At 59.7% G+C, this 26324-nt stretch carries 24 protein-coding genes; 14 read left to right on the plus strand and 10 right to left on the minus strand.

What is annotated here, in order from left to right; genetic code table 11:
• Positions 1–21 precede the first annotated feature (21 nt).
• Positions 22–780, minus strand: a complete 759-nt coding sequence (locus LGH74_RS23080) for a glycosyltransferase family 2 protein (RefSeq protein WP_226180229.1) — start codon at positions 778–780, stop codon at positions 22–24.
• Between the two features lie 102 nt (positions 781–882).
• On the opposite strand from LGH74_RS23080, the gene LGH74_RS23085 reads away from it, so the two are divergent.
• Together LGH74_RS23085 and LGH74_RS23090 are read left to right on the plus strand one after the other, a co-directional pair.
• Positions 883–1182: a hypothetical protein gene (locus tag LGH74_RS23085; protein ID WP_226180231.1), complete on the plus strand. Its 300-nt coding sequence runs from the start codon at positions 883–885 to the stop codon at positions 1180–1182.
• 79 nt (positions 1183–1261) lie between these two features.
• Positions 1262–2113 carry a LysM peptidoglycan-binding domain-containing protein gene (locus tag LGH74_RS23090; RefSeq protein WP_226180233.1) on the plus strand — a complete coding sequence of 284 codons (852 nt, stop codon included), beginning with the start codon at positions 1262–1264 and terminating at the stop codon, positions 2111–2113.
• A gap of 86 nt (positions 2114–2199) precedes the next feature.
• Here the strand turns inward: LGH74_RS23090 and LGH74_RS23095 are convergent, their stop codons facing one another.
• Positions 2200–3054, minus strand: coding sequence for an SDR family oxidoreductase (locus LGH74_RS23095; protein ID WP_226180235.1), 855 nt, complete (start codon positions 3052–3054; stop codon positions 2200–2202).
• A 131-nt stretch (positions 3055–3185) separates the two neighbouring features.
• Here LGH74_RS23095 and LGH74_RS23100 point away from each other — a divergent pair, with 131 nt between their 5' ends.
• From LGH74_RS23100 to LGH74_RS23110, 3 genes are all read left to right on the plus strand, one after another.
• Positions 3186–4034, plus strand: coding sequence for a Rossmann-fold NAD(P)-binding domain-containing protein (locus LGH74_RS23100; protein WP_226180237.1), 849 nt, complete (start codon positions 3186–3188; stop codon positions 4032–4034).
• 75 nt (positions 4035–4109) lie between these two features.
• Positions 4110–5333 carry a BaiN/RdsA family NAD(P)/FAD-dependent oxidoreductase gene (locus tag LGH74_RS23105; RefSeq protein WP_226180296.1) on the plus strand — a complete coding sequence of 408 codons (1224 nt, stop codon included), beginning with the start codon at positions 4110–4112 and terminating at the stop codon, positions 5331–5333.
• A 163-nt stretch (positions 5334–5496) separates the two neighbouring features.
• The gene (locus LGH74_RS23110) at positions 5497–5949 is read left to right on the plus strand and encodes a PA2169 family four-helix-bundle protein (RefSeq protein ID WP_226180239.1); all 453 of its coding nucleotides are present in this window, start codon (positions 5497–5499) and stop codon (positions 5947–5949) included.
• A gap of 93 nt (positions 5950–6042) precedes the next feature.
• Here the strand turns inward: LGH74_RS23110 and LGH74_RS23115 are convergent, their stop codons facing one another.
• Entirely contained in the window at positions 6043–8016 is a 1974-nt protein-coding gene (locus LGH74_RS23115; RefSeq protein WP_226180241.1) for a DEAD/DEAH box helicase, read from the minus strand.
• Between the two features lie 446 nt (positions 8017–8462).
• Positions 8463–8654 carry a cold-shock protein gene (locus tag LGH74_RS23120; protein ID WP_135497546.1) on the minus strand — a complete coding sequence of 64 codons (192 nt, stop codon included), beginning with the start codon at positions 8652–8654 and terminating at the stop codon, positions 8463–8465.
• A 721-nt stretch (positions 8655–9375) separates the two neighbouring features.
• Between LGH74_RS23120 and LGH74_RS23125 the strand changes: the two genes are divergently transcribed.
• On the plus strand, positions 9376–9792 hold the full coding sequence (locus tag LGH74_RS23125) for an acyl-CoA thioesterase (RefSeq protein WP_226180243.1): 417 nt from the start codon (positions 9376–9378) through the stop codon (positions 9790–9792).
• Between the two features lie 20 nt (positions 9793–9812).
• On the opposite strand, the gene LGH74_RS23130 is transcribed toward LGH74_RS23125, so the two are convergent.
• Positions 9813–10169 carry a hypothetical protein gene (locus tag LGH74_RS23130; protein WP_226180245.1) on the minus strand — a complete coding sequence of 119 codons (357 nt, stop codon included), beginning with the start codon at positions 10167–10169 and terminating at the stop codon, positions 9813–9815.
• A 155-nt stretch (positions 10170–10324) separates the two neighbouring features.
• Entirely contained in the window at positions 10325–10714 is a 390-nt protein-coding gene (locus tag LGH74_RS23135; RefSeq protein WP_226180247.1) for a hypothetical protein, read from the minus strand.
• Between the two features lie 134 nt (positions 10715–10848).
• On the opposite strand from LGH74_RS23135, the gene LGH74_RS23140 reads away from it, so the two are divergent.
• A complete protein-coding gene (locus LGH74_RS23140) occupies positions 10849–14262 on the plus strand; it encodes a UvrD-helicase domain-containing protein (RefSeq protein WP_226180249.1) in 3414 nt (1137 codons plus the stop codon).
• A gap of 36 nt (positions 14263–14298) precedes the next feature.
• Here the strand turns inward: LGH74_RS23140 and LGH74_RS23145 are convergent, their stop codons facing one another.
• The gene (locus LGH74_RS23145; protein ID WP_226180251.1) at positions 14299–14979 is read right to left on the minus strand and encodes a zinc ribbon domain-containing protein; all 681 of its coding nucleotides are present in this window, start codon (positions 14977–14979) and stop codon (positions 14299–14301) included.
• A 117-nt stretch (positions 14980–15096) separates the two neighbouring features.
• Positions 15097–15897, minus strand: coding sequence for a M48 family metallopeptidase (locus LGH74_RS23150; protein WP_226180253.1), 801 nt, complete (start codon positions 15895–15897; stop codon positions 15097–15099).
• 214 nt (positions 15898–16111) lie between these two features.
• Between LGH74_RS23150 and LGH74_RS23155 the strand changes: the two genes are divergently transcribed.
• Entirely contained in the window at positions 16112–17368 is a 1257-nt protein-coding gene (locus LGH74_RS23155) for a TCR/Tet family MFS transporter (RefSeq protein ID WP_226180255.1), read from the plus strand.
• 21 nt (positions 17369–17389) lie between these two features.
• Here LGH74_RS23155 and LGH74_RS23160 read toward each other — a convergent pair whose 3' ends face one another.
• Positions 17390–17587, minus strand: a complete 198-nt coding sequence (locus tag LGH74_RS23160; RefSeq protein ID WP_226180257.1) for a GldL-related protein — start codon at positions 17585–17587, stop codon at positions 17390–17392.
• 122 nt (positions 17588–17709) lie between these two features.
• Between LGH74_RS23160 and LGH74_RS23165 the strand changes: the two genes are divergently transcribed.
• Positions 17710–20685 carry a PD-(D/E)XK nuclease family protein gene (locus LGH74_RS23165; RefSeq protein WP_226180259.1) on the plus strand — a complete coding sequence of 992 codons (2976 nt, stop codon included), beginning with the start codon at positions 17710–17712 and terminating at the stop codon, positions 20683–20685.
• Between the two features lie 270 nt (positions 20686–20955).
• Positions 20956–21390, plus strand: a complete 435-nt coding sequence (locus LGH74_RS23170) for a nucleoside deaminase (protein WP_100336328.1) — start codon at positions 20956–20958, stop codon at positions 21388–21390.
• A 140-nt stretch (positions 21391–21530) separates the two neighbouring features.
• Here the strand turns inward: LGH74_RS23170 and LGH74_RS23175 are convergent, their stop codons facing one another.
• Positions 21531–22478: an ADP-ribosylglycohydrolase family protein gene (locus LGH74_RS23175; RefSeq protein WP_226180261.1), complete on the minus strand. Its 948-nt coding sequence runs from the start codon at positions 22476–22478 to the stop codon at positions 21531–21533.
• A 107-nt stretch (positions 22479–22585) separates the two neighbouring features.
• Between LGH74_RS23175 and LGH74_RS23180 the strand changes: the two genes are divergently transcribed.
• From LGH74_RS23180 to LGH74_RS23195, 4 genes are all read left to right on the plus strand, one after another.
• Positions 22586–22894 carry a hypothetical protein gene (locus LGH74_RS23180; RefSeq protein WP_226180263.1) on the plus strand — a complete coding sequence of 103 codons (309 nt, stop codon included), beginning with the start codon at positions 22586–22588 and terminating at the stop codon, positions 22892–22894.
• Positions 22895–23263: a magnesium citrate secondary transporter gene (locus LGH74_RS23185; RefSeq protein ID WP_226180265.1), complete on the plus strand. Its 369-nt coding sequence runs from the start codon at positions 22895–22897 to the stop codon at positions 23261–23263.
• A 100-nt stretch (positions 23264–23363) separates the two neighbouring features.
• Positions 23364–24191 carry a mechanosensitive ion channel family protein gene (locus LGH74_RS23190; protein ID WP_226180267.1) on the plus strand — a complete coding sequence of 276 codons (828 nt, stop codon included), beginning with the start codon at positions 23364–23366 and terminating at the stop codon, positions 24189–24191.
• Positions 24192–24301: 110 nt separating this feature from the next.
• Positions 24302–26080 (plus strand): chloride channel protein, encoded by a 1779-nt coding sequence (locus LGH74_RS23195; RefSeq protein ID WP_226180269.1) that lies wholly within the window; start codon positions 24302–24304, stop codon positions 26078–26080.
• Positions 26081–26324: the final 244 nt, after the last annotated feature.

Genomic DNA, 26324 nt, shown 5'->3' on the forward strand with positions numbered 1-26324 from the left:
ACTCTATTACAAACCTTGCGCTTACCCCGGCCGCTCCACACCCAGCTGTTGCAGCTGCGTGGCATACTTGTCATAAATCACCCGCAGATCTTCGCCGTGCTCGCCGGCGTCCACGCCGATGCTGATGTTGCTGCTGTGGAAGCGGTGCAGGTGGCTGATGTGGGGCGAAATCACCGGCAGGTGCCCGGCCAGCAAAAACCGCACGTACAAATCCAGATCCTCGGCCATCGGCAGCTCTTCGTCGTAGCCGCCTACCTTGTCGAACAGCGCGCGGCTGTAGCACACGTTGCCCTGAATGAAGTGCTCGGCCTTGAAAATGGCCTGCAGCATGGCCAGTGGCGTCTCGAAGCGCCAGGCGTAGTAGTCCTCATTGGGCAGGTAGCGCCGGTCCTGGTCCATGCGCAGAAAATCGGCCACAAACCAGGGCTGCCGAGGGTGCTGCTCGATGAGGGCCGCGTAGTGGTAAAGGCAGCGCTGGAGCAGAATATCGTCGTCGTCGAGGGGCACGAGCCAGGCGTCGGCCTGGGTTTGCTCGATAAGGCGGTTGCGGGCCAGGCCGGCCCGCACTTTCTCGGGGTGGCTCCAGAAGCGCAGCGCCTGTGCAGGCTGGCTAGCGGCTTCCTGCAGCCATTCGGAGCTGCCGTCGGTGCTGCCGTTTTCGTAGATAAGGTGTTCCCGGGAAAAATCGAGCGGGGCGCTGATGCTGGCCTGTACGCTGGCTATGGCTTCGGGCAGATACTGGCGGCGGTTGTGGCTGGGGGTAATAAGGGCGAAATGCATACCCGGCTATTCTGGTTTCGGCGGCAAAAAGTTGCCTTAACAACCCATTAAGCCCAACTTTACCTTTCGGCCGGCGTTTAGCTACTACCCTATTTCCTTCGCATGGCTAAGTTCGTGGTTACCGTCCGCTTCCCCGATTCCTTTGATGAAGAGTTCATTGCGCTGATTCCGGAGCACCGGCATCTTATCAATGAGCTCATCGAAGCCAACATCGTGGAAGCCTATGCCATTAGTGCCAACCGCACCCGAGGCTGGATTACGATGAATGGCAGCAGCGAAGATGCCATCCGCGTCACGGTGGAGCAGTTTCCGCTTTACCGTTTCTTCGTGCAGGTCGAAATCGATGAGCTTTTTGTGTTCGACAGCACGGCCTCGCGTTTTCCCAAAATAAGCCTGAATTAAGATTAGAGTACCTTATCCGCAGCTCCGGCGCGGTTTTGGCGGAGGGCGTTTTTCAGACCTACTTTATCCGACGTTCTGCATGACCTCTATTCTCCGGTTTCCGGCTTTTGCGGCTCTCCTGCTCGCCGTTATGGCCGCCGCCCCGGCTCCCGCCGATAAGCCTACTACCGAACTCGTTATCAGCCGCCTTTCTGGCGCAATCGAAAATCTGAAAACCCTGCGCTGCACCGTCAAAGCCCAGGAGCGCCTCGACGGCAAATATCAGCAGGCCCGCTCGACGATGAAAATCATGGCCAGCCCGCTGAAAATCTACGTGCGGAATCAGAAAGGCGTGGAAGTACTGTGGGTAACGGGCCAGAACAACGGCGACGCCTGGGTTAACCCCAACGCGTTTCCCTACGTGACGCTCAATCTGGACCCGAAAGGCTCGGTGATGCGCCGCAACCAGCACCACAGCGTGCTCAACGCGGGCTTCGGCACCATTGCCGACCTGCTGCACGGCTCTCCCCTGCGTCAGGACCGCACCTACGAGCGCAGCTTCCGCTACACCGGCGACTCCACGGTGGCCGGCCGCGCCTGCCACGTGCTGCGCTCGGACTACCCGCAGTTTCGCTACGTAACCTACAAAACTACCAAGGCCGAGTCCATTTCACGCATTGCCGACCGGTTTGGCTGCGGTGAATACCGTATTGTGGAGCGCAATGGCCTCGCGGTAGATGAAACCGTGCCAGCCGGCAAAACCCTGCAGGTGCCCAACAGCTACGGCCGCCGCACCATCGTCTGCGTCGACCAGAAAACCTTCCTGCCGACCGTAGTGCAGGTGAATGACGACAAAGGCCTGTTCGAGAAGTTTGAATTCTCGGAGGTAATAGCCAACCAGCCGATTCCCGCCGCTGAATTCACCAAAGAGTACAAAGACTACAAGTTTTAGCGTCTATCCGGCAACTACTAAGCAAAAAAGCGGCGTTCCTGCCTAGGAACGCCGCTTTTTTGCTTGTTCTGTGCAAGCAATACCGTCTAGCGGTTGCCGCGCATGGCCTTCTCGATTTCGTCCCACATTGGGGCCGGAATCAGCTCCAGCTTGTTGAATTCACCCGCGCCGTTGAGCCACTCGCCCCCGTCGATGGTTACTACCTCTCCGTTGACATAGGCTGAGAAGTCGGACACGAGGTAGGCGGCCAGGTTGGCCAGCTCCTGATATTCGCCCACGCGCTTCAGCGGCACGGAAGCGGCGGGGTCGAGCTTTTCGGCCAGCGGGGCCGGAAACAGGCGACTCCAGGCACCTTCCGTCGGGAATGGGCCGGGCGCAATGGCATTGGAGCGGATGCCGTACTTGGCCCATTCTACGGCCAGGGAGCGGGTCATGGCCAGCACACCGGCTTTGGCGGCGGCCGAAGGCACCACGTAGGCCGAGCCCACCGAGGCGTAGGTCGTCACGATGTTGAGAATGGTACCGGGCTTCTTATCGGCAATCCAGCGCTTGCCAAAGGCCAGCGTGCAGTTATAGGAGCCGCGCAGCACAATGTCCACAATCACGTCGAAAGCCTTGTGCGAGAGGCGCTCCGTAGGGCTGATGAAGTTGCCAGCCGCGTTGTTGAGCAGCACGTCGACGCTGCCAAACTCATCGATAGTGCGCTGCAGCATAGCTTCTACCTCGTCATACTTGCGCACGTCGCACTGCACGGCCAATACTTTACCACCAGTTTGCTGGCGCAGCTCGTCGGCCGTCTTTTCCAGCACGTCCAGCTTGCGGCTGGTAATGGTTACATTGGCGCCCAGTTGCAGAAAATACGTAGTCATAGCGCGGCCCAGGCCGGTGCCGCCGCCGGTTACGACGATGGTTTTGCCTTGGAGCGCGTTGTCGCGGAGCATGGGTTGTGAGTAGGCTGGCATAGAAAAAGGAAGGAAGTGAAACGGGGATGGGAAAGCTGCAAGAACGGTATTTGTTGGCTTTGCCCACATAAAAAACGTGGAGAAGGATTTTTTACCACCTTTGGCATCTCATGACCGCCTCTACCTCACCCACTCTTCCCACTATTGCCGTGCTCGGCTGCGGCTGGCTTGGCCTGCCCCTGGCCCAAAGCCTGGTGGCCGCCGGCTACCCCGTGGCTGGCTCTACCACCACTCCCAAGCAACTGCTTACTCTGCGCGACGCCGGTATCACGCCCTACCTGCTGCGCCTTGGGCCCGATTTCAGTGCCACCGACGCCGATACTCTGCGCGTGATGCTGACCGGCGTAGAGGTGCTAATCCTGAATATTCCGCCCAGCAAAGCCGGCCCCGGTGGCTATCCGGCCCTGCTGCGGCCCGTGGGCAGCGCCCTGGCGGCGGCCGGTGTGAAGCACGTACTATTCGTAAGCTCCACGAGCGTGTACCCTGATGAGCCGCGCCGCATGACGGAAGCCGATGCCCTGGCTTCCGCCGAAGCCGCCTCCGACCTGCTGCGAGCCGAAGGCCAGTTTACTTCCCCGCACGGCCAGTGGCAAACCACCATAGTGCGCCTGAGCGGTCTGATTGGTCCGCAACGCCCGCCCGGCCGCTTTCTGGCCGGCCGCCAGCACGTACCGAACGGTGACGCACCGGTAAACCTGATTCACCTTCACGATTGTATCGGCTTACTTACCAGCATCATCCAGCAGCAAGCCTGGGGCTACACCTTTAATGCCAGTGCGGCGCAGCACCTGGTTCGGCGGCAGTTTTATCCCCTGGCCGCCCAGCAGTTGGGCCTGCCCGCCCCGGCTTTCCAGCCCGATTCGGCGGGGGGCAAAATTATCGACAGCACGTTGATCCGGCAGGTACTGGGCTACGAGTTTCAGCACGACGACCTGTTGGAAGCCTTGGCCTACTGCTAAACCACGGCGGGCTGGGCGGCGTGGCGTTTTCGGCACCGGTCTGTGGGTTATCTTTGCCGGGTGAACACAGGTAAAATGACGGTAGTAGTATTGGGAGGCGGCGCGGCCGGTTTTTTTGGAGCCATTGCCTGCGCCGAGGCCAACCCGGCCGCCCGCGTGCTGCTGATTGAGAAAACCGGCAAGCTGCTCGGCAAAGTGCGGGTGTCGGGCGGGGGGCGCTGCAACGTGACGCACGCCTGCTTTTCGGCCGCGCAGCTGGTGCAGCATTACCCGCGGGGCGGCAAAAAGCTGAAGGAGCCTTTCCAGCAGTTTGGCGCCCAACACACCGTGCAGTGGTTTCAGGCGCGCGGCGTGGCGCTCAAGACCGAAGCCGACGGCCGCATGTTTCCCACCACCGACTCTTCCGAAACCATTGCCCAGTGCCTGCTGGAGGCCGCCCACCGGGCCGGCGTCCAGATTCTGCTCAGTACCAGTGCCGAGCAGCTGGAGGCCCTGCCTGAGGGTGGTTTTCGGGTGACGCTAACCGGCACGCACGCCCAGACGCTGACGGCCCACCGGTTGCTCGTGGCCACGGGCGGCGTGCCCAAAACCGAGGGTTACAACTGGCTGCGGGCCCTGGGCCACACCATTGCCGAGCCGGTTCCGTCGCTGTTTACCTTCAACGTGCCTGAGTCGCCGCTCAAGGAACTCATGGGCGTGAGCGTGCCCCTGGCTCGGGTAGTTTTGGCCGGCGAAAAGCTCGAATACGAAGGCCCGCTGCTGATAACGCACTGGGGTGTGAGCGGCCCGGCCGTGCTCAAGCTTTCAGCCTGGGGCGCCCGGCGCCTGCACGAACTCAGCTACACCGGCACAGCCCTGGTCAGCTGGGTGCCAGCTTATAAGGAAGAAGCGCTGCGCCAGTGGCTGCAAACGTTCCGGGATGAGAATGGGAAGAAAGTGGTGCTGAGCAATCCGCTTTTTGGCCTGCCCCAGCGCCTGTGGCGGGCCCTGGTTGAGCAGGCCGGCATTGAAGCCGATACGCGCTGGAGTGAGCTGCCGGCCAAACCGCAGAACCGCCTGATTGAGCTGCTGCTGCGGATGCCGCTGGCCGTGCGGGGCAAAACTACTTTCAAGGAAGAATTCGTGACCTGCGGCGGCGTCGTGCTAGGCGAGGTAAACATGAAGACGATGGAAAGCCGCCTGCATCCCGGCCTATACTTCGCCGGCGAGGTGCTCGACATTGACGGCATCACCGGTGGCTTCAACTTCCAAGCCGCCTGGACTACCGGCTTTCTGGCCGGGCAGGCCATGAGTAAGTAATATGCAATAGTGCGGACCTAGGCCACCAATACTACTTTTTCAGTATCGGATAGTATTTATTTCAACCAGCCATTCCCGTTAGCCGCAACCCTAACTGCTTCTCGTCAGTAAAGAGAGACACAATTCCCGTTTCTACTACACCTAAATTTACTGACCCACTCTCATGGAAGCCAAAGCCACTCAAGCCCTCGCCAACGAACTCATTGAAACCCTGAAGGATGGCCAGAAAGGCTACGCCGAGGCAATGACCGATGTCGAGGACGCGGATCTGAAAGAGATATTCAAGAAGTACGCCGCCCAGCGCGCCAGCTACATCACCGAGCTCGAAGACCAAATGTTCAAGCTGGATCTAAAGCCTGAAGAGGAAAGCTCCGTTACCGGCACCATCCACCGCGCTTTTATCAACCTGAAAGGCATTGTGACCAGCAAAGACCGGCACAGCATTCTGGCCGAGTGCGAGCGGGGTGAAGACTATGCCAAAAAAACCTACCAAACTGCCCTCAAGGCCCAGGACCTGCCCGCCGGCCTGAAAGCAGTTATCGAAAAGCAGTACCAAGGCGTGCAGCAAGGCCACGATGAAATCCGGGACCTGCGTGACGCTTCGGCCAAGAAGTAAGCCATGCCCCGCCACCCTTTCTGGGTTGGCCGGACAAGTAAAAAGGCCCGCTGGAATCTCCAGCGGGCCTTTTTTATGCTAATTCAGTTCTAACTATTCGTCGAAGTCCTGACGCGGGCGGGGAGCCGGGCTGCCGCCTTCGCTGCGGTTGCCGCCGCGGAAGCCGCCGCCTTCACCGTCACGCTTGCCTTTGTAGCCGCCGCCGTAGCTGCTGCCACCTTCGCGGTTACCGCCTTTGTAGCCGCCACCGTAGGAACTGCCACCGTCACGGTTGCCTTTGTAACCGCCGCCGTAGCTGCTGCCACCCCGGTTGCCACCAAAGCCACCTTCGCGGTTGCCGCCGAAGCTGCCACCACCCCGGTTGCCCGCGTAACCACCTTCGCGACGCTCGCCAAACGGACGACGCGGCCGGTCATCACCGCCACCGCCGAATCCGCCGGGGCCGCGGGTGTTGCCTTCCTGCTGCGCATCGCCTTCCTGGCGGGGCGTAGCAATGTTGAACGATACCGGACGACCCTGAATCGAAGCGCGGCCCAGCTTGGTCGTGATTTCCTCGGCAAACTCCGAAGGCACTTCCACAAAGCTGAACTTGTCGTAGAGGGCAATATCACCTACTTTGCTGCCGGTCAGGGCGGTGTTTTCGGCAATCAGGTCCACGATGTCGCGCGGATGCACCCGGTCTTTCTTGCCCATCGTTACGAACAGGCGCGTGAAACCGGGGCGCACGGCCCCCTGCTGACGGCCGGCTTCGAGACTTTTCTCGGCCTGCTTGTCTTCCTTCATCGTCATACGGAGCAGAGCGGCGGCCACGTCGAGCGACGTGATATCCTCTTCCTGATCCAGCAGACGCTGCACGCGGGCTACGTATTTCTCCAGCTTGCCCTTCTCAATGATTTCTTTGATCTGAGCCAGGAACAGCGTGGTTTTCACCTCCGACACATCTTCGAAGGACGGAATCCGCTCCTGCTTGATGTTAGCCTTGGTGAAGCGCATGATGTCGCGCAGCTTGTAGATGTCGCGGCCACTCACGAAGGTGAAGGCTTTGCCCAGCTTGCCGGCGCGGCCGGTACGGCCGATGCGGTGTACGTAGTATTCCTCGTCGGCGGGCAGGTCGTAGTTTACTACGGCTTCCACGTTTTCCACGTCGATACCCCGGGCGGCCACGTCGGTAGCTACCAGGATTTCGAGGGTGCCTTTGCGGAATTTATCGAGGGTGTTCTGGCGCTGCTGCTGGCCCATGTCGCCGTGCAAGCCGTCGGCGAAATAGCCGCGGGCCTGCAACTCAGCCACGCACTCGTCGACCATGCGCTTCGTATTGCAGAATACGATGGTTGACTTGAGGTTGTACATGTCGAGGATGCGGGACAAAACGTCCTTCTTCATCGGGTTGCGCACCTCGTAGTACATCTGCTCGATGTTCGTAACGGTCAGCTCCTGGTGGTTGACTTTTACGATCTGCGGATTTTTCTGGTACTTTTTGGTGAGCTCCATGATTGGCTTGCTCATCGTGGCCGAGAAAAACACCGTCTGGCGTTCCTCGGGCATTTTGCTCAGCACAATCTCGATGTCCTCACGGAAGCCCATGTCGAGCATTTCGTCGGCCTCATCGAGGATGATCTTGGTAGCCTTATCCAGCTTCAAAGTACCCCGCTCCAGGTGGTCCATCACGCGGCCGGGCGTACCAATTACGATCTGTACGCCGCGCTCCAGGGCCTGGAACTGACGGTCGTAGCTCTGACCACCGTAGATCGGCACTACGGCCAGACCACGCTTATACTTACCCAGCTTCTGGATTTCACCCGAAACCTGCACGGCCAGCTCACGCGTGGGGCACAGAATCAGGACCTGAACGGCTTTGCTGTTCACGTCAACGCCTTCGATGGCGGGAATGCCGAACGCGGCGGTTTTACCGGTACCGGTTTGGGCCTGGCCAATTACGTCTTTGCCTTCGAGCAGGACGGGAATAGCGGCCGTCTGGATGGGGGATGCTTCTTCGTAGCCGAGGTCCGAAATGGCGCGCATCATCTCTTCCGAGAGATTCAGCTCTTCAAATTTTACTTTTTCCATGACTTTGTTTGATGGAATGGGAGACACTAGCTCTGAAAACAGCTTATTCAGCGACGTTCCTCTCCCACTCAACAACAACGACAAGCGACGGAAGCAACGGACGGAAGACGAAGGCGGCCAGCCTATTAGATTACTGCAGCCTATGCTGCGCGGAACATGGCCGTTCTCAATGCGGCTGCAAAGGTACGTATTTCCCGCGAGAAAAGATACGTAGCAGGCATTTTAGCTAACTCTTATTCCAAATTGAATTGAAAACTCGCCTTCCCGGGCTGGATAATAGTGTCCATGCTTCGGGGCGGCTAGTGATAACAGCTGGGCCGTACAACAAGTTCGGCACCCGAAAAACGTAGGCAGTAATTGCCTGACCGCGGCCTAGGTAGGTATAAACGCAAAGAAGCCTGCTTGCGCAGGCTTCTTTGTTTCACTTACGAGAAGTAAGTTGGTAATTAAACCAAAGATACCTTTACGGCATTCAGGCCTTTTTTACCTTGTGCAACGTCGAATTGCACTTTGTCGTTTTCACGAATCTCGTCAACCAAGTCACTTACGTGAACGAAGATGTCTTGACCTGACTCGTCGGATTTAATGAAACCAAAGCCCTTGGTGTCATTGAAGAATTTTACTGTTCCTGTTTGCATGTGGGTAAAGTATGGATGTCATTCAAGTAAAGTGTTCATGCAATCTGTCGCAGCTCTTTACAGAACGAATAGCAGAATAGATGAAGCCCGTTATCTTAAACTTGAACCAAATGTACGCATTTAAGATGGAACGGTTAGCCTTATTCTCCTTTATACCTTTGTTAGCTCGACCTTGCAAACCCATTAAGTGCCCTTTCCAGGCTTTAAATGCCCATTATTGGCCGATGAATTTCGAAGATTATTTTGCACAGCTCAACCGGTCGGGCACCGACCAAACCCGCAAAACCTGCCTATGCCCTACTGATACCTCCTACGCTCGGCGTCAGCTTTGCTGAGTACGCGCAGCTGAAAAGCGCTGGCTCGGGCAGGCGCCAGTCCGGGCCAGCGCAGCCCTCTACACTACCTTCCTTGGCATCCGAAGTCGCTCAGCGCAGTTATTGGCAGAGCAGGTTGGGCAGTTGTCGGGCCCCTTTGGAACGTTATTTCTGACCCCGGCGGCCGAATTGCGCCACGTTTGCTATTCGGGAGCAGTAGAATGTAGTAGGGTACGGCGAGCAAACCAACTCGCCCGGCAGCAACTCCCCGCCGCAGTTACAAGTTATAGCCTTCGTTGGGTAGCCTCTCCTATAGTATAGGCACAGCTAGCCGATCAATGTAACTCCTGAGGCAATAAGGCTCCTTCCTGATAAGTACCACAGCAGCTAGCTTCGTACTCCCCTATATGACCGACACTCCCGCTTCCTTCCGCTTTTCCCGCCTCCTCACCGTTGTGGCCACGGATATCGACGATCTGAACCACGTAAATAATGTGCAGTACGTGCAGTATGTGCAGGACACGGCCGTGGCGCACTGGCAGGCAGCGGTGCTGGCTAGTGAGCGGGAACAGTATATGTGGGTGGTGCTGGAGCACCGGGTGCGCTACCACAAGCCCGCCTTTCTGGGCGAGGAGCTGCGCTGCACCACCTGGGTGGGCACGGTGCGCGGGGCACAGTCGCAGCGCTTCGTGCGCATCGAGCGGGCCGCCGATGGGGTGCTGCTCTGCGAGGCCGAAACCCAGTGGGTGCTGCTGGAGCCCGCTACGCAGCGGCCCAAACGGGTGACGCCGGAGCTGGAGCAGCGGCTGCGGGAGGTGGTGTAGGGTGAGCTATAGTACTAATCCTACGTTTCTACCCCACCCAAGCTTTGCAAAGCTTCGGCAACTAGTTCCATCATGTCGGACTGGCCGGGAGAGGTAGCGAGCCACAGTAGCTTTTGGCCTTCGTACTCCATCTTGAGCAGTTCAATGGCCCGATAACGCGACCTTCTCAGCCAACTCACACCGATGTCCTTGGGATGAGTTAATAAGTAAGAATAATCTGGTGCATTATTGGCCGACGGTATTTCAGCAGGAGTGTTCAGTTTCCTACCGACGGTGAGACTAATTTCTATTTTGTGTCTTCTAAATACTTCTGCCAAGATTTCTTCTCCGGGAGGAAATTGCGCGGCAAACGCAAATGCAACTTTATGTATACCCATAGTATTAATCTTGGCCGCTATTATTGACGAACTAAGTTGCGTTCCGCATGATATCGACTACACCAAAAAAATGTAAGTCTACTAAATACACGTTAACACAAAACACAGGCTAGCACAGGGCAGTCAGTTTGGTTGCTAAAGGTACTTGCACCTCATTACTTATTCTTATCCCACCACTTGTATTCTATTCCTCCAAGACCTGGCAGAATATCAAATAGCATATTACGTAGAATACGACTTCTGTCGAAGGGGTCAGACCATATATCGAGCAAGCGACGACCCTCAGATTCACCTGTAAACAAGCTAACCGAGCCGTAGCGCCGAAGCTTACGGGTAGTAATGTCACAAATGGTTGGGTATGCCAGTGACCCTCTATAGCTATCAGGTTCCGCAGGTTCAGTTAGTTTATTAGACACTCCAACTTGCGGAGTTTGCTCCTGATACACCTCTAGGTGGATGTGGTATTTCTCAAAAACCCTCATTAAAATATCCTCCAGCGAAGGCCGGCGACCAGCAAATTCAAACTTGGTTATAAACAGGCTCATAGCAGAGCGACTTACAAGGTTATAGGGGGATTTTCTGAGTTGACTATATAGTGGTCAACCAGCGGCAATCTATGCATTACAGCCGGTTTGCCGACGCTTATCGAGTATCTTGCACCCCGCCTTTCCCTCCCGCAATGCCCGCCACGTTTCGCATCTATTCCTCTTCTGCCGGCTCCGGCAAAACCTACCAGCTGACCAAGGAATACCTGAAGTTGGCCCTGGGCTCCGAAGACCCGAGCTACTTCAAGAGCATCCTGGCCATTACCTTCACCAACGACGCGGCGGGGGAAATGAAGCAGCGCATTATCAGCGCGTTGCGCAGCTTTGCCTACCCTACCGAGGCCAACCAGGACGATACGCTGCTGCGCGATATTGCCCGGGAGCTGGCCGAGGATGGGCTGCTGCCGCGCCACGCCGAAACGCCCGAGGAACAGGAGCAGGAATTGCGGCGGCGGGCGGCGGCCACGTTTCGGCTGGTGCTCTACCACTACGCCGATTTCGCCGTCAGCACCATCGACTCCTTCGTGCAGCGCATCGTGCAGGCTTTCACGCGGGAGCTGGGCCTGCCGGCCACGTTTGAGGTGGAGCTGGACGGCGACGCGGTGCTGCAAAGCGCGGTGGCCCTGCTGCTGGACCGCGTAAACCGGGACCCGAATGCGGCGCTGCTCAGCCGCTCCCTGGCCGACTACGCCCTGAGCAAGGCCGACGAAGGCCGCAGCTGGAACAACCTGAGTGATGAGCTGGTGCAGTTCGGGCGGTTTCTGTTGAGTGAGCCGGTGCACGAGGCCGTGACGCAGCTACAGAAAATGTCGCTGCAGGACTACCGGCGGCTGCACGAGACGCTGCGCAAGCGCAAAGAAGTTATTGAGGGCAAGTTTCAGTTGGTGGCGTTGCAGGCCCTGGTGGCCCTGGAAACGGCTGGCGTGACGGAAGCCGACTTGTACCAGGGCAAAAACGGCATCATCGGCTACTTCACGAAGTGGGAAGAGCGGCTCTTGCCCGACAAAGAAGCCAACAGCTACGTGCGGGCCACGTTTGAGCAGGACAAATGGTACAGCGGCAAGGTAAAAACCGCCGCCGACAAGCAACGCGTGGACGCCGTGAAGGAGGAAGTGACGCGCTACTACCAGGAGCTGGAAAACCTGCGCGCCACGCTCCTTTCTGACTATATTCTAGTGAACGGGATGCTGCCCTACCTGTTTCACGTGTCGCTGCTGAGCGAGCTGAGCAAGGCTGTGGACCAGCTTAGCCGGGAGCGGGGCGTGGTGCTCATTGCCGAGTTTAACCGCCGCATTGCCAGCATCGTGCTACGGGAGCCGGTGCCGTTTCTGTATGAGCGCATGGGCGAGCGGTACGTGCACCTGCTCATCGACGAGTTTCAGGACACTTCCGTTTTGCAGTGGAACAACCTGCTGCCGCTGGTGGAAAACGCCGTGTCGACCGGCAACCTCTCGTTGGCCGTGGGCGACGCCAAGCAGGCTATTTACCGCTGGCGGGGCGGGGAAATGGAGCAGATTCTGCGGCTGCACAAGAACGAGACGGAGTACCTCTACGGACGCGTGGCCGACGAGGAGCTGCGCGGCCTGCTGCAGGACCGCTACTTCACCCTCGACCAGGCCTTGCAGGCCGAGCACCTGAATACCAACTACCGCTCGGCCCCGGAAATCATCGGCTTCAACAATGACTTCTTCGGGCAGGTGAGCCGCACCCACCCGCAGCTGCCGCTGGTGCAGGCTATTTACGATGAGCATTTCGGGCAACAGTCGCCCGGCGGGGAGGCTGGCCACGTCGAGCTGATCTTTACTGACGACGAGGCCCCGGCCCGGCGCTACGCCCCGGTTTCGGGCGCGTATACCGAGGAAATACTGCCCGGCGTGGGCGCCGCGGAAGTGTTTGACTACGAAGCCAGCACGCTTTACCTCACGCTGCAGCTGGTGGAGCAGGCCGTGCAGGATGGGTTTCGGCTCCAGGATATTGCCGTGCTCTGCCGCCGCCGCGACAGTAGCCGCCGCGTGGCCAAGTTTCTGAAGGAGCGCGGCTACGCCATTATTTCCGCCGATTCGCTGTCCCTCGAATTCGCCGAGGTGGTGAATCTGCTGGTAGCCTTGTTTCGGGTGCTCAACCAGCCAGCCGACACGCTGGCCCGGGCCGAAGCCTTGCTGCTCGTTGATAAGGTGGTGCGGCAGCTGGCGCCTACCCCGGCCCGGGCCCGCCACATTGCCACGCTGGCCAATGCCGAGCAGGCCCAGGGATTTTTCGATGAACTGCGGGAGCTGGGATACGACGTGCGGGAGCAGGAAACCGGCAACCTGGGCCTCTACGAGCTGACCGAGCGACTGATGGGCACTTTCGAGCTACTGGGGCGCAACGAGGAAAGTGAGTACCTGTTCCGGTTTCTGGACCTGACGCTGGAATACAGCCTGCGCTTCGGCAATAACCTCAACAACTTCCTGGCCTACTGGGAGCAGAAGAAAAGCTCGCTCAGCATCAACGCCCCGGCCGGCCGCGACGCTATTACCATTACCACGGTGCACAAGGCCAAGGGCCTGGCCTACGGAGTGGTCATCGTGCCCTTCGCCGACTGGAGCCTGACGCCCTACCGCGGCACGCTGCTCTGGGGCCAGCTGCCGGCCGATGCTAAGCCCGTGCCGGAGATGCCGCCGGTGGCCGTCGTCAGCCAGACGCAGGCGCTGCTGCGCACTCCCCTGGCTGAGCAATACACTGGGGAGCTGGAAAAGACGTTTCTCGAAGGCCTCAACATGCTCTACGTGGCCTTTACCCGGCCCCGCCACCGGCTCTACGTTATCAGCCGCAAGCCCAAGCCCACTAAAGCCGGCAAAGAGCTGGAACTGACGGAAGCCGCCGAGCCGGCCAAAACCGTGGCCGAGCTGCTGCACCGGTTTTTGGTGGCCAGCGGCGAGTGGAACGACGAGCGGACGGCCTACACGCTGGCCAACAGCCACGGCCTCGTGCCGACGCTGAAAACCCGGCAGGCCACCACTCAGCCCTATTCCTTGGCCAACCTGGACAGCGTGCCATGGGAAGAGCGGCTGCGGCTGCGCCGGCACGCCAACACGATTTTCGACTTCGATGACCAGCAGGTGCAGCGCGAGTGGAACCGCAAGCTGCACTATGCCCTGCGCCGCCTCGAAGTGGCTACCGACGTGGAGCGCGTGGCCGCCCAGCTCGTGGCCGAGGGCCTGGTGAGCAGCAAGGAAAAGCCGACGCTGGTGAGCCTGCTGCGCCGCACGGTGGAAAACCCGCAGCTGGCGCCCTACTTCAGCCCGGCGGTAGCCGTGGAAACCGAGCGGGAAATACTGGTGGGCGGCACCCGGCGGCAGGATTACAAGCCTGACCGTATCGTGTTTGAACTCAAGGCCGGGACGCTGGCCGGCCGGGTTACGCTGCTCGACTTCAAGATTCCGCCGCCCGAAACCCAGCACCGCCGCAACCTGCAGCAGTACGCGGGCCTGTTTCGGCAGCTGGGCTACGCCGAGGTGCAGTGCGTGCTGTATTATTTCGAAACGGAAGAGGTAATTATCTTCTAAGGCAGTTGTTCTCCGCCTAAGCCCAGCACTGGGTAGTTACCGAAGCCGCATGAACTTCTTATTATACTGCCGCACGGTTTGCCATTGCTGCTTGCTCCAGCCCGTGGCCTGGTTGGCCGGCGCTACGGAGTCGCGCAGGGCGCTGGTTATCTTGGCCGCGCCGGGCCCGCCTGTGAGCGGGTCGGTGATGCGGAAGTAAACGCTGTCGGCAGTGGCTTTGGCGACTTGCATCAGGGTGTAGCGGCCGGCATCCAGGGGCATCAGGTACACGGCGCCGGCCGTGGGCAGCGCGGCTGGGGCGGCCTCTTCTGCCACCGGAGTGGGGGCCGCCGGAGCAGAGTCCGCAGGAGCAGCAGACGCAGTGGCTCGGGAGGTTTTGCGGCTAAACAGGCCCACGCCAATAATAAAGAGCACGCCCAGGCCTAATAGAATCAGCGCCAGATAATTGCTCACCGGTAGCTTGGCGCTGTTTTGCAGGGTGGCCACTGGCGCCTGATACGCGGCGGGCATTTCCCGTTTTTCCAGCGTCTGCTTGCAGTGGCTGCAATGGGTCAGACTGAATTTGCCCAGGGGAATCAACGGAATCCAGAAGACGTGAAAGTAGCGCGAGAAGACGGTGGCCGTCACCGAATCTGGTGTGCCGCAGTAGGCGCAGGCGACACCTGGCAAAAGGGCCGCCGACACCCGGCTTTGCCCGAGTCCGAAGAAAAACAGCATAGAGAAGAATGACTAATATGTAAACAACAAAGGCGTTAGCAGCCTCCAAACCCGGTTATGCACCAGCTTCGGAGCCTACTAACGCCTTCTTTTGGCAAAGGTTAGTGACGGGCCGGACTACTTGGCTACCGGCTTGGCAAAACCGTCTTTAGTGGCCCGCTCGGTCACGACGGCCATGCGCTTTTCTGTATCGGGGTGGGAGGAAAACAGCTGGGCGCCCTTCGAGGCCTTGCTCTGGCCGCCTTCTTCCGACAGTTTCTGGAGTTTGCCGAAAGCCGAAGCCATGTACCACGGATTAACTTTCTGGGCTTTCAGCAGCTCGTAGCCGTAGCCATCGGCGCTGCTTTCCTGCGCCCGCGAAAAGGAGGCATTGGCCACGGCCTGGCCCAGGTCGCCGAGCTGCGAGTCGCTGAGGGCCGCGCCAGTACCTCCCTGCGACGACACGCCGTCCTTGAGGGCCGAGCTGAGCAGCGCCGTGCGGAAAGCGTCGCGGGAGTCTTTGTGCTTCACGTGCCCGATTTCGTGGCCGATTACGCCCAGCACTTCCTGGTCGGTCATCAGGTCGAGCAGGCCCGCGAATACCCGCACGCTGCCGTCGGCGCAGGCAAAGGCATTCACGTCTTTCACCAAGTACACCTTGTAGTTCATGCTCATGCCATCGTAGCTGCCCAGGTTGGCAACCAGCTTTTGTAGGCGCTTGGCCAGCGGGTGCGTAGCGGGTGCCACGGGGTTGTTGGCATCCATCCAGGTCACGTATTCGCGGGTGTGCTCTATCACCTCTTCGTCGCTGAGCGTGACGGCCTTAGCAGCCTTGAGGCCCGCGCCAATCGTCTTGGTATTGAGCTTGATTTGGGCCTGAACGCCGGAGAAGGCGGCGGTAGCCAGGCACACGGCGACGGTAAGGAATTGCTTTTTCATCAGAAAGGGAAAGGGGGAATGGTATTAGAAAATCTTTATATATGAATTGCGAAAGAACGTGAAGTGGGCAAATATGTTCGCCGCTGCCAGCTTTCGTACTTTTAGTGTTCACCCCTGCAGGGTTATTCTGCGCGTATAAATCCATCCTTCGCCTCTAATAATGCGCAAAAATTTAGTATTTTAGCCGCGCCAAAAAAATTAGCAATCCACTGCCATGCCATCTGATAAACGCCAGGCCGCCCTCGGCTTCATCTTTATTACGCTGCTGCTGGATGTCATTGGCTTTGGCATCATCATTCCGGTGCTGCCAAAGCTCATCAGCCAGATGATTGGCGGCTCGCTGAGCGAGGCCTCGAAGTACGGGGGCTGGATGATGTTTGCCTTTGCCAGCATGCAGTTCCTGTTTTCGCCGGTATTGGGCAACCTCTCCGACCAATACGGCCGGCGGCCGGTGCTGCTCACGGCCCTGTTCGGCTTCGGCCTCGACTATCTGTTTCTGGCCTTCGCGCCGTCTATCGGCTGGCTGTTTGTGGGGCGCATCATTGCCGGCATCACCGGGGCCAGTTTCACCACGGCCTCGGCTTACATTGCCGATATCAGCACCCCGGAAAAACGCGCCCAGAACTTTGGTATGATCGGGGCCGCCTTTGGTCTGGGCTTCATTATCGGGCCAGTTATCGGGGGCACGTTGGGGCAATTCGGGCCGCGGGTGCCGTTTCTGGTGGCCGCCGGCCTCACGCTGCTCAACTGGCTCTACGGCTTCTTTATTCTGCCCGAGTCGCTGGATGAAGCTCACCGCCGCAAGTTCGACTGGCGCCGGGCCAACCCCATCGGCTCGTTGCGGCAGCTACAGAAGTACCCGGTTATTCTAGGTATGGTGGGCTCATTGGTGCTGGTTTACATTGCCGCCCACTCCACCCAGAGCACCTGGTCGTACTACACGATGTACAAGTTTCACTGGAATGAGGCCTGGGTGGGCTACTCGCTGGGCGTTATCGGGGCTCTCACGGCCCTGGTGCAGGGCCTGCTGATTCGACGGCTCAACCCGAAGCTGGGCCCCAAACGCTCGGTGTTTATTGGTCTGGGAATGTACGCGCTGGGCTTTCTGCTGTTTTCCGTGGCCCCCACCGGCTGGTCGATGCTGATTTTCCTGGTGCCGTACTGCCTGGGCGGTATTGCGGGGCCGGCGTTGCAGGGCATCATGTCGGGGCAGGTGCCGGCCAATGAGCAGGGCGAGCTGCAAGGCGCTTTGACGAGCCTGGTCAGCCTGACCTCCATTGTGGGTCCGCCGCTGATGACCAATCTATTTTCCTATTTCACCGGCCCCAAAGCACCAGTGCATTTCCCCGGCGCAGCCTTCCTGACGGGCGCCATACTCACGGTGGGCAGTATGCTGCTGGCTATGAAGTCGCTGCGGCACTATGTGGCTCCGGTAGCCGTACCGGAGCCGGAAGTAGCCGTGAGCCACTAACAGTTTCAGAGTGCGGCAGCTTTACCAGTTCAGAAATTCCCTCACTTTGGGATGCGTGAGCAGCTTGTAGAGCAACAGCAACGCGCCGGCGACTTTGAGCACCGTGCCAGCTATGAGCAGCCCTGAGCCACCGGCCCAATGCTGAATTTTGAACAGCGCGCCCACGAAATCGACGCACAGGCCCAGAACTAATACGATAAGTGCGTGCTTTGCTTTCATAAGGTAAAGACTACTTCCGGGAACCACCCGCCGGAGTACAATATTGGGGTATTATTTCCAGCTGGCACCCGGCTTTTTCTTCGGCTCACCACTTTCCGCCCGCTTCGTTCGTTCTAAAATCTATGCCGCTCGTTTCTGATTCTGCCACCCTGCCCATCACTACCACCGACTCCTTTCTGAGCCAGGCAGCGCGCGACTTACTCACGCGCTTTCCCGGCTCGGCCCTCTCGGATCTGGTGGTGGTGGTGCCCACGCGCCGGGCGGTGGTGTATCTGAAAAACGAGTTGAGCTTGGCCGCCGAAGCCGGCTCGGCGGTGTGGAGCCCACGCGTGGCGGCCATGGAAGACTACATGGTGGAGCTGTCGGGCGTGCAGGTAGAAGAGCCCATTGCCCTGCAACTGATACTCTTCGACATCCTGCGCGGCATCGACGCCAAGCTCGACTTTGACCAGTTCGTGGGCTGGTCGGGGCTGCTGGTGCAGGATTTCTCCAACCTCGACCAGAACCTGGCTTCGCCCGCCAAGGTGTTTGAGTACCTCACGCAGGCCAAAGCACTGGAACGGTGGCAGCTGGCCGAAACGCCGCCCGAAATCAGCACGACGGCCGCCTACTTCCGCTTCTGGGACGACCTGGAAAAGGTGTACTGGCAGCTGCGCCGGCGCATGGAGCAAACCCACCTGGCCTACCCTGGCCTGGCCTACCGCCTGGCCGTGAACAAGGTGCAGAAGCGGCTGGAGCAGGAAGAAGCGCTGCCCCACCACGTCTTTCTGGGTCTGGGCTCGTTGTCGCGGGCCGAGCAGCGCCTGATTCAGCTGCTGCTCAAGGAAAACCGGGCCGAGGTGCGCTTCGACGGCGACGCGTTTTACCTGGAAACCGACTCGCCCAACCGCGCCGGTCAGCACCTGCGCCAGTACCGCAAAAACTGGGAGCTGCCGGCCGAGGCCTTCGGCGACACTGGCACCGGTATGCCCAACCTACTGCGGACACTGGAGCGCGAAATTCAGTTTGTGGGCGTGGCCAACGCCAGCATGCAGGGCAAGGTAGCAGGGCAATTGCTGGCCGCCGCCCGCCGCGAAAACCCCGCCGCCAAAGTAGCCGTGGTACTGCCCGACGAAACCCTGCTGCTGCCCGTGCTGCACGGCCTGCCGCCCGAGGAAGTGCCCGAATACAACGTCACGATGGGTTTGAGCTTCCAGAGCACGCCGCTGTTCAACCTAGTTGATCTGCTCTTTGAGGTGCACCTGACCGGCATTCGGGAGGGCAGTGCGGAAACCGGCTACGGCGTGCCGCGCTACCACCATCTGGCCGTGACGAAGCTGCTGGGTCACCCGTTTCTGCGCCGCTACCAGCAATGGCTCGACAAGCAGCCAAACAAGAAATACCACGGCCTGCTCGACCAGATCTGCCAGCAAATCGTGAAGCGCAACGCCGTGCTGCTGCCCGCCACCGAGCTGGTCGAGCTGGGTAAGCAGCACCCGCTGGTGGAGGCGCTATTTGCCACCTGGGACACCTGCGACGACATCATTGCGGCCTGCTACACGCTGATTGATCTGCTCAAAAAAGCCTACCAGGATAAGCATTCGGCTATTGAGGCCGAGTATCTGTTCCTGTTCTACACCCTCGTCAAGCGCCTCGACTCGGTATTCGACTGCCGGGAGCAGCGGCTGTCGGTGCGCTCTTTCCGGCGGTTTCTCTACGAGCAAATGACGCGTACCCGCCTGCCCTTCAGCGGGGAGCCCATTGCCGACGTGCAGGTGATGGGCCTGCTCGAAACCCGCGCCCTGGACTTCGACCACGTCATTATTCTGAGCTGCAACGAGCGGATATTGCCCGCGCCCAAAAACAACTCGTCGCTGTTTCCCTACGACGTGCTCACGCAGTTTAAAATGCCCACCTACGCCGACCACGAAGCGGCCACGGCCCACCAGTTCTGGCGGCTGCTGCAGCGGGCCCGGCGCGTAGACTTATTGCACGTGCTGCCCGGCGGCGAGGGTGCGCGCACCGGGGAGCGAAGTCGGTTTCTGCTCCAGATTCAGAACGACCTGCTCCCCCAGAGCCCGAATCTGACCCTGCGCGACCTGACGGCCACCGTGCTCGACGACGAGCAGCCCGGCACGGCCGCCCGGCGCGAGTACGGCGGGGATTTGGTGCTGGAAAAAGATGCCGAAATGCTGGCCGCTTTGCGCACTCTGCTGGAAAAAGGCCTTTCGCCCTCGGCCCTGAATCAGTACCTGAACTGCTCGTTGCAGTTCTATTTTGCCCGCATTGCCAAGTTTCAGGAGGCCGATGAGGTGGAGGAAAAGCTGGGCGCCGACAGCTTCGGCACGGTGGTGCATGAAACGCTGGAAATGCTGTTTAAGCCCTTCGTGGATGGTCAGAAGGCCATTACGGCCGGCGATATTCCGGTGCTGGTGCGCCTGATTCCGCAGGAGCTGGAGCGGGCCCTGCGCCACGAGCAGGATGAGCGCCACGCCCGGCCCGACGAAGGGCTGAACCACGTGCTGAGCCAGGTAGCCGCCCAACTGGTGCGGCGCTACCTCGAAGGCCTGCTCGAAACGCCCGGCGCCTTGCCGCTGCGGGTGGTGGCGCTGGAAAAAATCCTCGACTCGAAAGTGCCGGTGCTGCTGGCCGATGGCGACACGCTGGAGATGATAGTGTTTGGCTACACTGACCGCCTCGACGAGCTGCCCGACGGCCGCCTGCGCGTGGTCGACTACAAAACCGGCCTCGTGCAGCCCTACGACCTGAAGCTGCAGAAGCGCGGCGACGATGCGGCGGCAGCTACCGAGCGGCTGCTGTCCGACGCTACTTCCTCGGCCGACAAGGTGCGGCAGCTCTGGCTCTACCGCTTCATGTTGGAGCGCACCGGCCGCCCCGCCGCCGATGCCGCCATCATTTCTCTGCGCAACCTTGCAGCCGGGCCTATGACGGCCGACATGGCGTTTCTGACGGAAGACGGCACGTCCTTCGTGCAGAAAGGCGAAGAGCTGCTGGCCCAGTTTGCTCGCAAGATTCTGGACCCCGCCGAGCCCATCCGCAAAACCGACGACCTGGACCGATGCCAGTATTGCCCCTACCGGGGCATTTGCGCCCGGTAAGCTACCTGCCTTTTCCCATCTGTCATCCTGAACGGCGCGAATTGGAGTGAAGGACCTTCCTCGCCTACCCACTGCCGCTTACTGCCAACGTACCAAAACCTTTCACTACTCACGCGGCAAAGGGCTTTTTCACATTTACTTGGCCTTATCACTGAGGTGAGGAAGGTCCTTCGCAGAGCTCAGGATGACAGACCGGCTGATGACAGATGGGAGCAGGAATGCTACTTTTGCTTACTTCACTCTTCTCTACTCCCACAAAAAAGAAATATCATGGACGAATTCATGCAGGCCGCCATCGACGAGGCGCGCCAGGGCCGCCAGCAGGGCGGTATTCCCATCGGCTCGGTACTGGTGCGCGACGGCAAAATTGTGGCCCGGGGGCGCAACAAGCGCGTGCAGGAAGACAACCCCATCAAGCACGGCGAAATGGACTGCCTCTTCAACGCCGGCCGCCAGCGCAGCTACCGCGACACGGTAATCTATACTACCCTGATGCCCTGCTACATGTGCGCCGGCACCATCGTACAGTTCAAGATTCCGAAAGTGATGGTGGGCGAGTCGCGCACGTTTGGCGAGTCGCGGGCCTTTCTGGAAAGCCACGGCGTAGAAGTCGTGGACTTGGACCTGCAGGAGTGCGTGGACATGATGAACGAGTTCGTCGAAGCCGAGCCCACGCTTTGGAACGAGGATATTATGGAGCTGTAAACCAGCTTTTCAGGAACAGAAAGCACGTCATGCTGAGCTTGTCGAAGCATCTCTACCGCAGTAGTAATCAATTTTACCATTGCACGCGAGATGCTTCGACAAGCTCAGCATGACGTGCTGCTTTTTAGCCTAATCCTTACTTATTTCAACTCGCTCAGCCGGTCGGCCAGGGCTTCTATTTCAGCCCGTTTCACCAGCACCTGCAGCCAGTCGGCGGGAATTTGTGCAGCGCCATAGTAGAGCCCGGCCAGGCCGCCAGCCACGGCGCCGGTGGTATCGGTATCGTCGCCGAGGTTGACGGCCGTGAGTACCGTATCGGCGTAGAACTGCCCGCGCAACAGGCACCACAGCGCCGCTTCCAGGGTATGCACCACATAGCCCGACGAATGAATATCAGCTTCCGGGATAAGGGCCAGCTGCGCATCCAGCACCCTGGTAAAATGGTGAATTTCCTTGGCCAGCTTCGGCAGCAGTGCGGGGACTACTTCCCGCAGCAGCTGTTGGTGAGCCTGAGCCAGCGTAAGGCCCTGTACCAGTCCCCAGGCCATTTCTAGATAGAGGTAGCAGGCCAGCGTGGAGCGGTAATGGCCGTGTGTGGGGCTGCCCACGCGGTGCGTGAGGCGCTGGCGCTCCGCGGCAGCGGCTTGCTGCCAGAGCGGATGAAATACTAACGGCAGAATCCGCATCAGAGCCCCATTGCCGTTGTCGTAGTTGCCCTGGCCGCCGGCCTTTTCGGGAGCTACACCCGCCCGCAGTTGCGCAATAGCAGCCCGCGTGGCCACGCCCACGTCGAATACCTGGCCGTGGGGCGTCCAGTAGCCGAAATCCAGCCAATTGATAAAGCGCCGGCTCAAATCGTGCGTATCAATGGCATAGGCCCCGATTTTGGCCAACGACTCGGCCAGGCAAAACGTCAGCGAGGAGTCATCGGACCAGGTGCCAACGGGCTGGTGGTGGGTGCCGTACTCGCGCATGGAGGCCACCGGGTCGAGGCGGCGGCGGGCCCGGCTTTCAAACTCGACGGGCACGCCTAGCGCATCGGCTACGGCCAGGCCCAGCAACGCACCCCGGCATTTATCAGCGTCCATAGAAACAGAGTATTTTCGGCAAAATAGCCGGGTTTACCCCAAACTACCACATAATCGTGTGGGGCAACCAGTCGGCACGGCAAGCGCGCAGGCCTTACCTTTGCCGGATGAACGATGCATCCCCGCTTTCCGCCGCCAAAAAGTGCCCCCACTGTGGATTCTGGTCGCCGTGGCAGCAGAAGTCGGATGATTTGTGTGAGCGGTGCGGGCAGCTCCTGGACCCGGTGCGCAACCGTAGCGAGCAGCGGCGCGAAGAGGAAGCCAAAGCGCCCCTGCCCCAGTTCATGATGATTGAGATAAAGCCCGAAGACAAGGGCGTAGTGCGGCTTTTCAAGCAGATGGTGCGGAGCGGACAGCTGGCTTTTGCCGCCACGGTGTCGTTCATTCTGTGGTTTCTCACGCTGGCGGCCGGCTAAATGCAGCTGCCCCGCGAGTTTGGCCGGCCGGCGTTCTGGCTGCCGCTGCTGACGTACGTGCTCTACCAGTTCAACGCCCGCGTCGGGCACTGGCCGCTGCCGCCGCTGCTCACAGCCTACCTCTCCGATTTGCTGGCCATGCCCGTCATTCTGACTCTGGCCCTGGTGGTGCAGCGCCGCTGGGTGCAGCGAAACGCGGCTTTCGTTCTGCCCGATTCGTGGCTGCTAGGGGCCTGGCTCTACGTGGCACTGTGGTTTGAGGTGGCCCTGCCCCTGCTTTCGGCCCAGCACGTGGCCGATCCGCTCGACGCGGTGGCGTACGGCCTGGGCACGCTGTTTTTCCGGTGGCAGCTGAACCGGCCAAGCTAAGCCGTTCCGAACCTTCCCGTGTCGCCTGTTCGTACAAGCGGGCTTAGACCTGACCGGCAACTGCCGCGGCCAGCCTTATTTGAGCACTTAACTCCCGGGCATGTTCACTGATTTGCAGCGCGTTCTGAATACCTACTGGCAACAGTTCCTCTATATTTCCCCCAAGCTTCTCATTGCCTTAGTCGTCCTGATTCTGGCCATTTTCGTGGCCAACCACCTGAGTAGCCTGCTGGGCGGCAAGCTGCGGGCCAAGTCGCACGACCCGCTGATGGCCGACTTCCTGACCCGCTTCAGCCGCTGGGCCCTTATTCTGGCCGGCCTCGTGCTGGCCATGGAAGTTGTGGGCCTGTATGCTATAGTAGGCGGCTTGGTGGCCGGCGCGGGCCTGTCGGCCTTCATCGTGGGCTTTGCTCTGAAGGACATTGCCGAAAACTTTCTGGCCGGCGTGGTACTGGCCTTCAACCGCCCGTTCCGCATTCACGATACGGTGCAGATCAAGGATCTGGTGGGCAAAGTCGAAGACCTGAGCTTACGCGTAACGCTGATAAAAACCTTCGACGGCAAGCACATCTTTCTGCCCAACGCCATGGTTCTGCGTGAGCCGCTCATCAACTTCACCCGCGACGGCTACATTCGCCAGGACTTCCTGGTTACCATCGACCTGGGCGCAACCGGCGACTCGGAACACGCCGCCGCGCTGCTGCTGAACTACCTGCGGGCCAATCCGAAAGTCGAATCCAAAGACCCACACACGCCCTACGTCATCCTAGAAAAAGCCAGTGCCAACGCCGCCGACCTGCGCGCCTACTTCTGGGCCTTTTCCGAGGACTACCGCCGGGGCACGCTGGAGCTAAAAAGTGAGCTGATGCGCGACGTGAAGGCCCGCCTGGCCGAGCAGGGCTACACGGTGCAGACAGTAGCACAGTAGTTTTTTTCGGGTTTGCAGGCCCGGCCGTACCCGTTTTTCGCTATCATGCGTTGAGTTAGGGTAGTTGGGCTACGGCACGCCCGCCCCCGTTTTTTTCCGCTCCCCTGCCGATGCCCAAAACCCTGCTGCACCGTACGCTCAGCCCCCTGCTGCTCTGGCGCCTACGCCACGTCAACGACCGGGTGTACCTGATTCTGGTGAGCGTGCTGGTGGGCGGCCTGGCGGGCCTGGCGGCGGTGGTGCTCAAAACATCGGTGCAGAAGGCCCAGGAGCTGCTCTACTCCTGGGTGCCGGAGCAGGACCGCGTATTCGCGCTGTTTCTCTACCCCATTATCGGTATCGGCCTCACGGTGCTTTTCACGCGGTTTGTGCTGAATGGTACACTGAGCCGGGGTATCGGGCCCATCATCTACAACATTGCCCGGCAGGGCAGCATTGTGCCGCGTAGCAAGCTGTACTCGCAGCTCGTCACCGCCTTCCTAACCGTAACCTTCGGTGGCTCGGCCGGTCTGGAAGCCCCGATTTCTGTGACGGGTTCGGCTTTGGGCTCCAACCTGGGCCGCATTCTGCGGGTGGGGCGGCGCGAGCGGCGGCTGCTGGTAGGCTGCGGGGCGGCGGCAGGCGTGGCGGCCATTTTCAACAGTCCCATTGCCGGGGTGCTGTTTGCCGTGGAGGTGATTTTGTCGGAGCTGTCGGCCCCGTTTTTCATTCCGCTGCTCATTTCCTCGGCCACGGCCACGGTGGTGTCCAAATCGTTGTACGCGGGCCAGCCTTTCGTGCTTATCACCACCACCTGGCCGGTGCAGGCCATTCCGTTCTACATCGTGCTGGGACTGATGGCAGCGCTGCTGTCGGTGTACATGATTCGGGTGTACTTCCTGGCCGACAAGTATTTCGAGCGCCAGAAAGGCACCTTCACCAAAGTGGCACTAGGCGGCTTGGCCCTGGGTGTGATGGTGTTTGTGTTTCCGCCGCTCTATGGTGAGGGCTACAACATCGTGCAGCTACTGCTGGGCGGGCAACCCGAGCGCCTCACCGACGGCTCCCTGTTTTCGGTGTACCGCGACGAAAACGTGTGGACGATTCTGCTCGTGGCCGCCGCCAGTATGCTGCTCAAGGTCTTTGCTACCTGCATTACGGTGGGCTCGGGCGGCAACGGCGGCATGTTCGGCTCCTCGCTGTTTGCCGGCGCGCTGGTGGGCTTCATCACCGCGCGCCTTATTAATCTGAGTGGCCTCTACCCTATTTCCGAGGTGCATTTCATTGTGCTGGGCATGGCCGGTACGCTAGCCGGCGTCATTCACGCGCCGCTTACGGCCATCTTCCTGATTGCGGAGATTACCGGCGGCTACGCGCTGTTTGTGCCCCTGATGGTGGTGTGCTCCAGCTCCTACCTCATCACGCGCTACTTCGAGCCTTACTCGGTATATACCCGCAAGCTCGTGACGCGGGGCGTGTACATGCACGCCGACCGTGACCGGAGCCTGCTGGCCCAGCTCGACCCAATGTCGATGCTGAACACCGATTTCGTCACCGTTAGCCCCGACAGCACCCTGGGCGAGTTGGTCATGGTGTTTCGCCACGCCACGCGCAATTTGTTTCCCGTCGTCGATGCCGGGGGGCGGCTGGTGGGCATCGTGGCCCTCGATACGGTGCGCGACGCGCTATTCGACGACGAACACTACACCACCACCCGGGTGCGCGACCTGATGACGCCGCCGCCGGCCGTCGTCAACCCCGACGATACGATGCTGGACATTTTGCGCTGTATGGAGCAGCTCAATGCCTGGGCCCTGCCCGTGGTCAGCAACGGCCGCTACGTGGGTTTCGTGCTGAAATCGGCCATTTTGGCCAGCTACCGCCGTCAGCTGCTGAAGGAGACGGAATGAAAGTTAATGTGCTCAGGTGCTAATATGAGCAATGTGGGGAATGTGAAAATGTGTCATTGCGAGGAGGCACGACGAAGCAATCCGTCCTCTGCGCAGGTAGTTACGCTCTTTTACCAGAAAGCCCTTTCCAGAACGTTCTGGAAAGGGCTTTTCACTGAAGGAAGCTGAGTACATTTCAGAGGACGGATTAGCTTCGCTGTCCTTTGGGTGCCGCGCTTCGCTCGCAATGATACATTACCCACAT

It is taken from the genome of Hymenobacter lucidus, assembly GCF_020447265.1.
Classification (GTDB): Bacteria; Bacteroidota; Bacteroidia; order Cytophagales; family Hymenobacteraceae; genus Hymenobacter; species Hymenobacter lucidus.

Excerpts from the sequence above, each read along its gene's own strand:
- LGH74_RS23080 (WP_226180229.1), bottom strand. The coding sequence starts at position 780 with ATGCATTTCGCCCTTATTACCCCCAGCCACAACCGCCGCCAGTATCTG.
- LGH74_RS23085 (WP_226180231.1), top strand. The coding sequence starts at position 883 with ATGGCTAAGTTCGTGGTTACCGTCCGCTTCCCCGATTCCTTTGATGAA.
- LGH74_RS23090 (WP_226180233.1), top strand. The coding sequence starts at position 1,262 with ATGACCTCTATTCTCCGGTTTCCGGCTTTTGCGGCTCTCCTGCTCGCC.
- LGH74_RS23095 (WP_226180235.1), bottom strand. The coding sequence starts at position 3,054 with ATGCTCCGCGACAACGCGCTCCAAGGCAAAACCATCGTCGTAACCGGC.
- LGH74_RS23100 (WP_226180237.1), top strand. The coding sequence starts at position 3,186 with ATGACCGCCTCTACCTCACCCACTCTTCCCACTATTGCCGTGCTCGGC.
- LGH74_RS23105 (WP_226180296.1), top strand. The coding sequence starts at position 4,110 with ATGACGGTAGTAGTATTGGGAGGCGGCGCGGCCGGTTTTTTTGGAGCC.
- LGH74_RS23110 (WP_226180239.1), top strand. The coding sequence starts at position 5,497 with ATGGAAGCCAAAGCCACTCAAGCCCTCGCCAACGAACTCATTGAAACC.
- LGH74_RS23115 (WP_226180241.1), bottom strand. The coding sequence starts at position 8,016 with ATGGAAAAAGTAAAATTTGAAGAGCTGAATCTCTCGGAAGAGATGATG.
- LGH74_RS23120 (WP_135497546.1), bottom strand. The coding sequence starts at position 8,654 with ATGCAAACAGGAACAGTAAAATTCTTCAATGACACCAAGGGCTTTGGT.
- LGH74_RS23125 (WP_226180243.1), top strand. The coding sequence starts at position 9,376 with ATGACCGACACTCCCGCTTCCTTCCGCTTTTCCCGCCTCCTCACCGTT.
- LGH74_RS23130 (WP_226180245.1), bottom strand. The coding sequence starts at position 10,169 with ATGGGTATACATAAAGTTGCATTTGCGTTTGCCGCGCAATTTCCTCCC.
- LGH74_RS23135 (WP_226180247.1), bottom strand. The coding sequence starts at position 10,714 with ATGAGCCTGTTTATAACCAAGTTTGAATTTGCTGGTCGCCGGCCTTCG.
- LGH74_RS23140 (WP_226180249.1), top strand. The coding sequence starts at position 10,849 with ATGCCCGCCACGTTTCGCATCTATTCCTCTTCTGCCGGCTCCGGCAAA.
- LGH74_RS23145 (WP_226180251.1), bottom strand. The coding sequence starts at position 14,979 with ATGCTGTTTTTCTTCGGACTCGGGCAAAGCCGGGTGTCGGCGGCCCTT.
- LGH74_RS23150 (WP_226180253.1), bottom strand. The coding sequence starts at position 15,897 with ATGAAAAAGCAATTCCTTACCGTCGCCGTGTGCCTGGCTACCGCCGCC.
- LGH74_RS23155 (WP_226180255.1), top strand. The coding sequence starts at position 16,112 with ATGCCATCTGATAAACGCCAGGCCGCCCTCGGCTTCATCTTTATTACG.
- LGH74_RS23160 (WP_226180257.1), bottom strand. The coding sequence starts at position 17,587 with ATGAAAGCAAAGCACGCACTTATCGTATTAGTTCTGGGCCTGTGCGTC.
- LGH74_RS23165 (WP_226180259.1), top strand. The coding sequence starts at position 17,710 with ATGCCGCTCGTTTCTGATTCTGCCACCCTGCCCATCACTACCACCGAC.
- LGH74_RS23170 (WP_100336328.1), top strand. The coding sequence starts at position 20,956 with ATGGACGAATTCATGCAGGCCGCCATCGACGAGGCGCGCCAGGGCCGC.
- LGH74_RS23175 (WP_226180261.1), bottom strand. The coding sequence starts at position 22,478 with ATGGACGCTGATAAATGCCGGGGTGCGTTGCTGGGCCTGGCCGTAGCC.
- LGH74_RS23180 (WP_226180263.1), top strand. The coding sequence starts at position 22,586 with ATGAACGATGCATCCCCGCTTTCCGCCGCCAAAAAGTGCCCCCACTGT.
- LGH74_RS23185 (WP_226180265.1), top strand. The coding sequence starts at position 22,895 with ATGCAGCTGCCCCGCGAGTTTGGCCGGCCGGCGTTCTGGCTGCCGCTG.
- LGH74_RS23190 (WP_226180267.1), top strand. The coding sequence starts at position 23,364 with ATGTTCACTGATTTGCAGCGCGTTCTGAATACCTACTGGCAACAGTTC.
- LGH74_RS23195 (WP_226180269.1), top strand. The coding sequence starts at position 24,302 with ATGCCCAAAACCCTGCTGCACCGTACGCTCAGCCCCCTGCTGCTCTGG.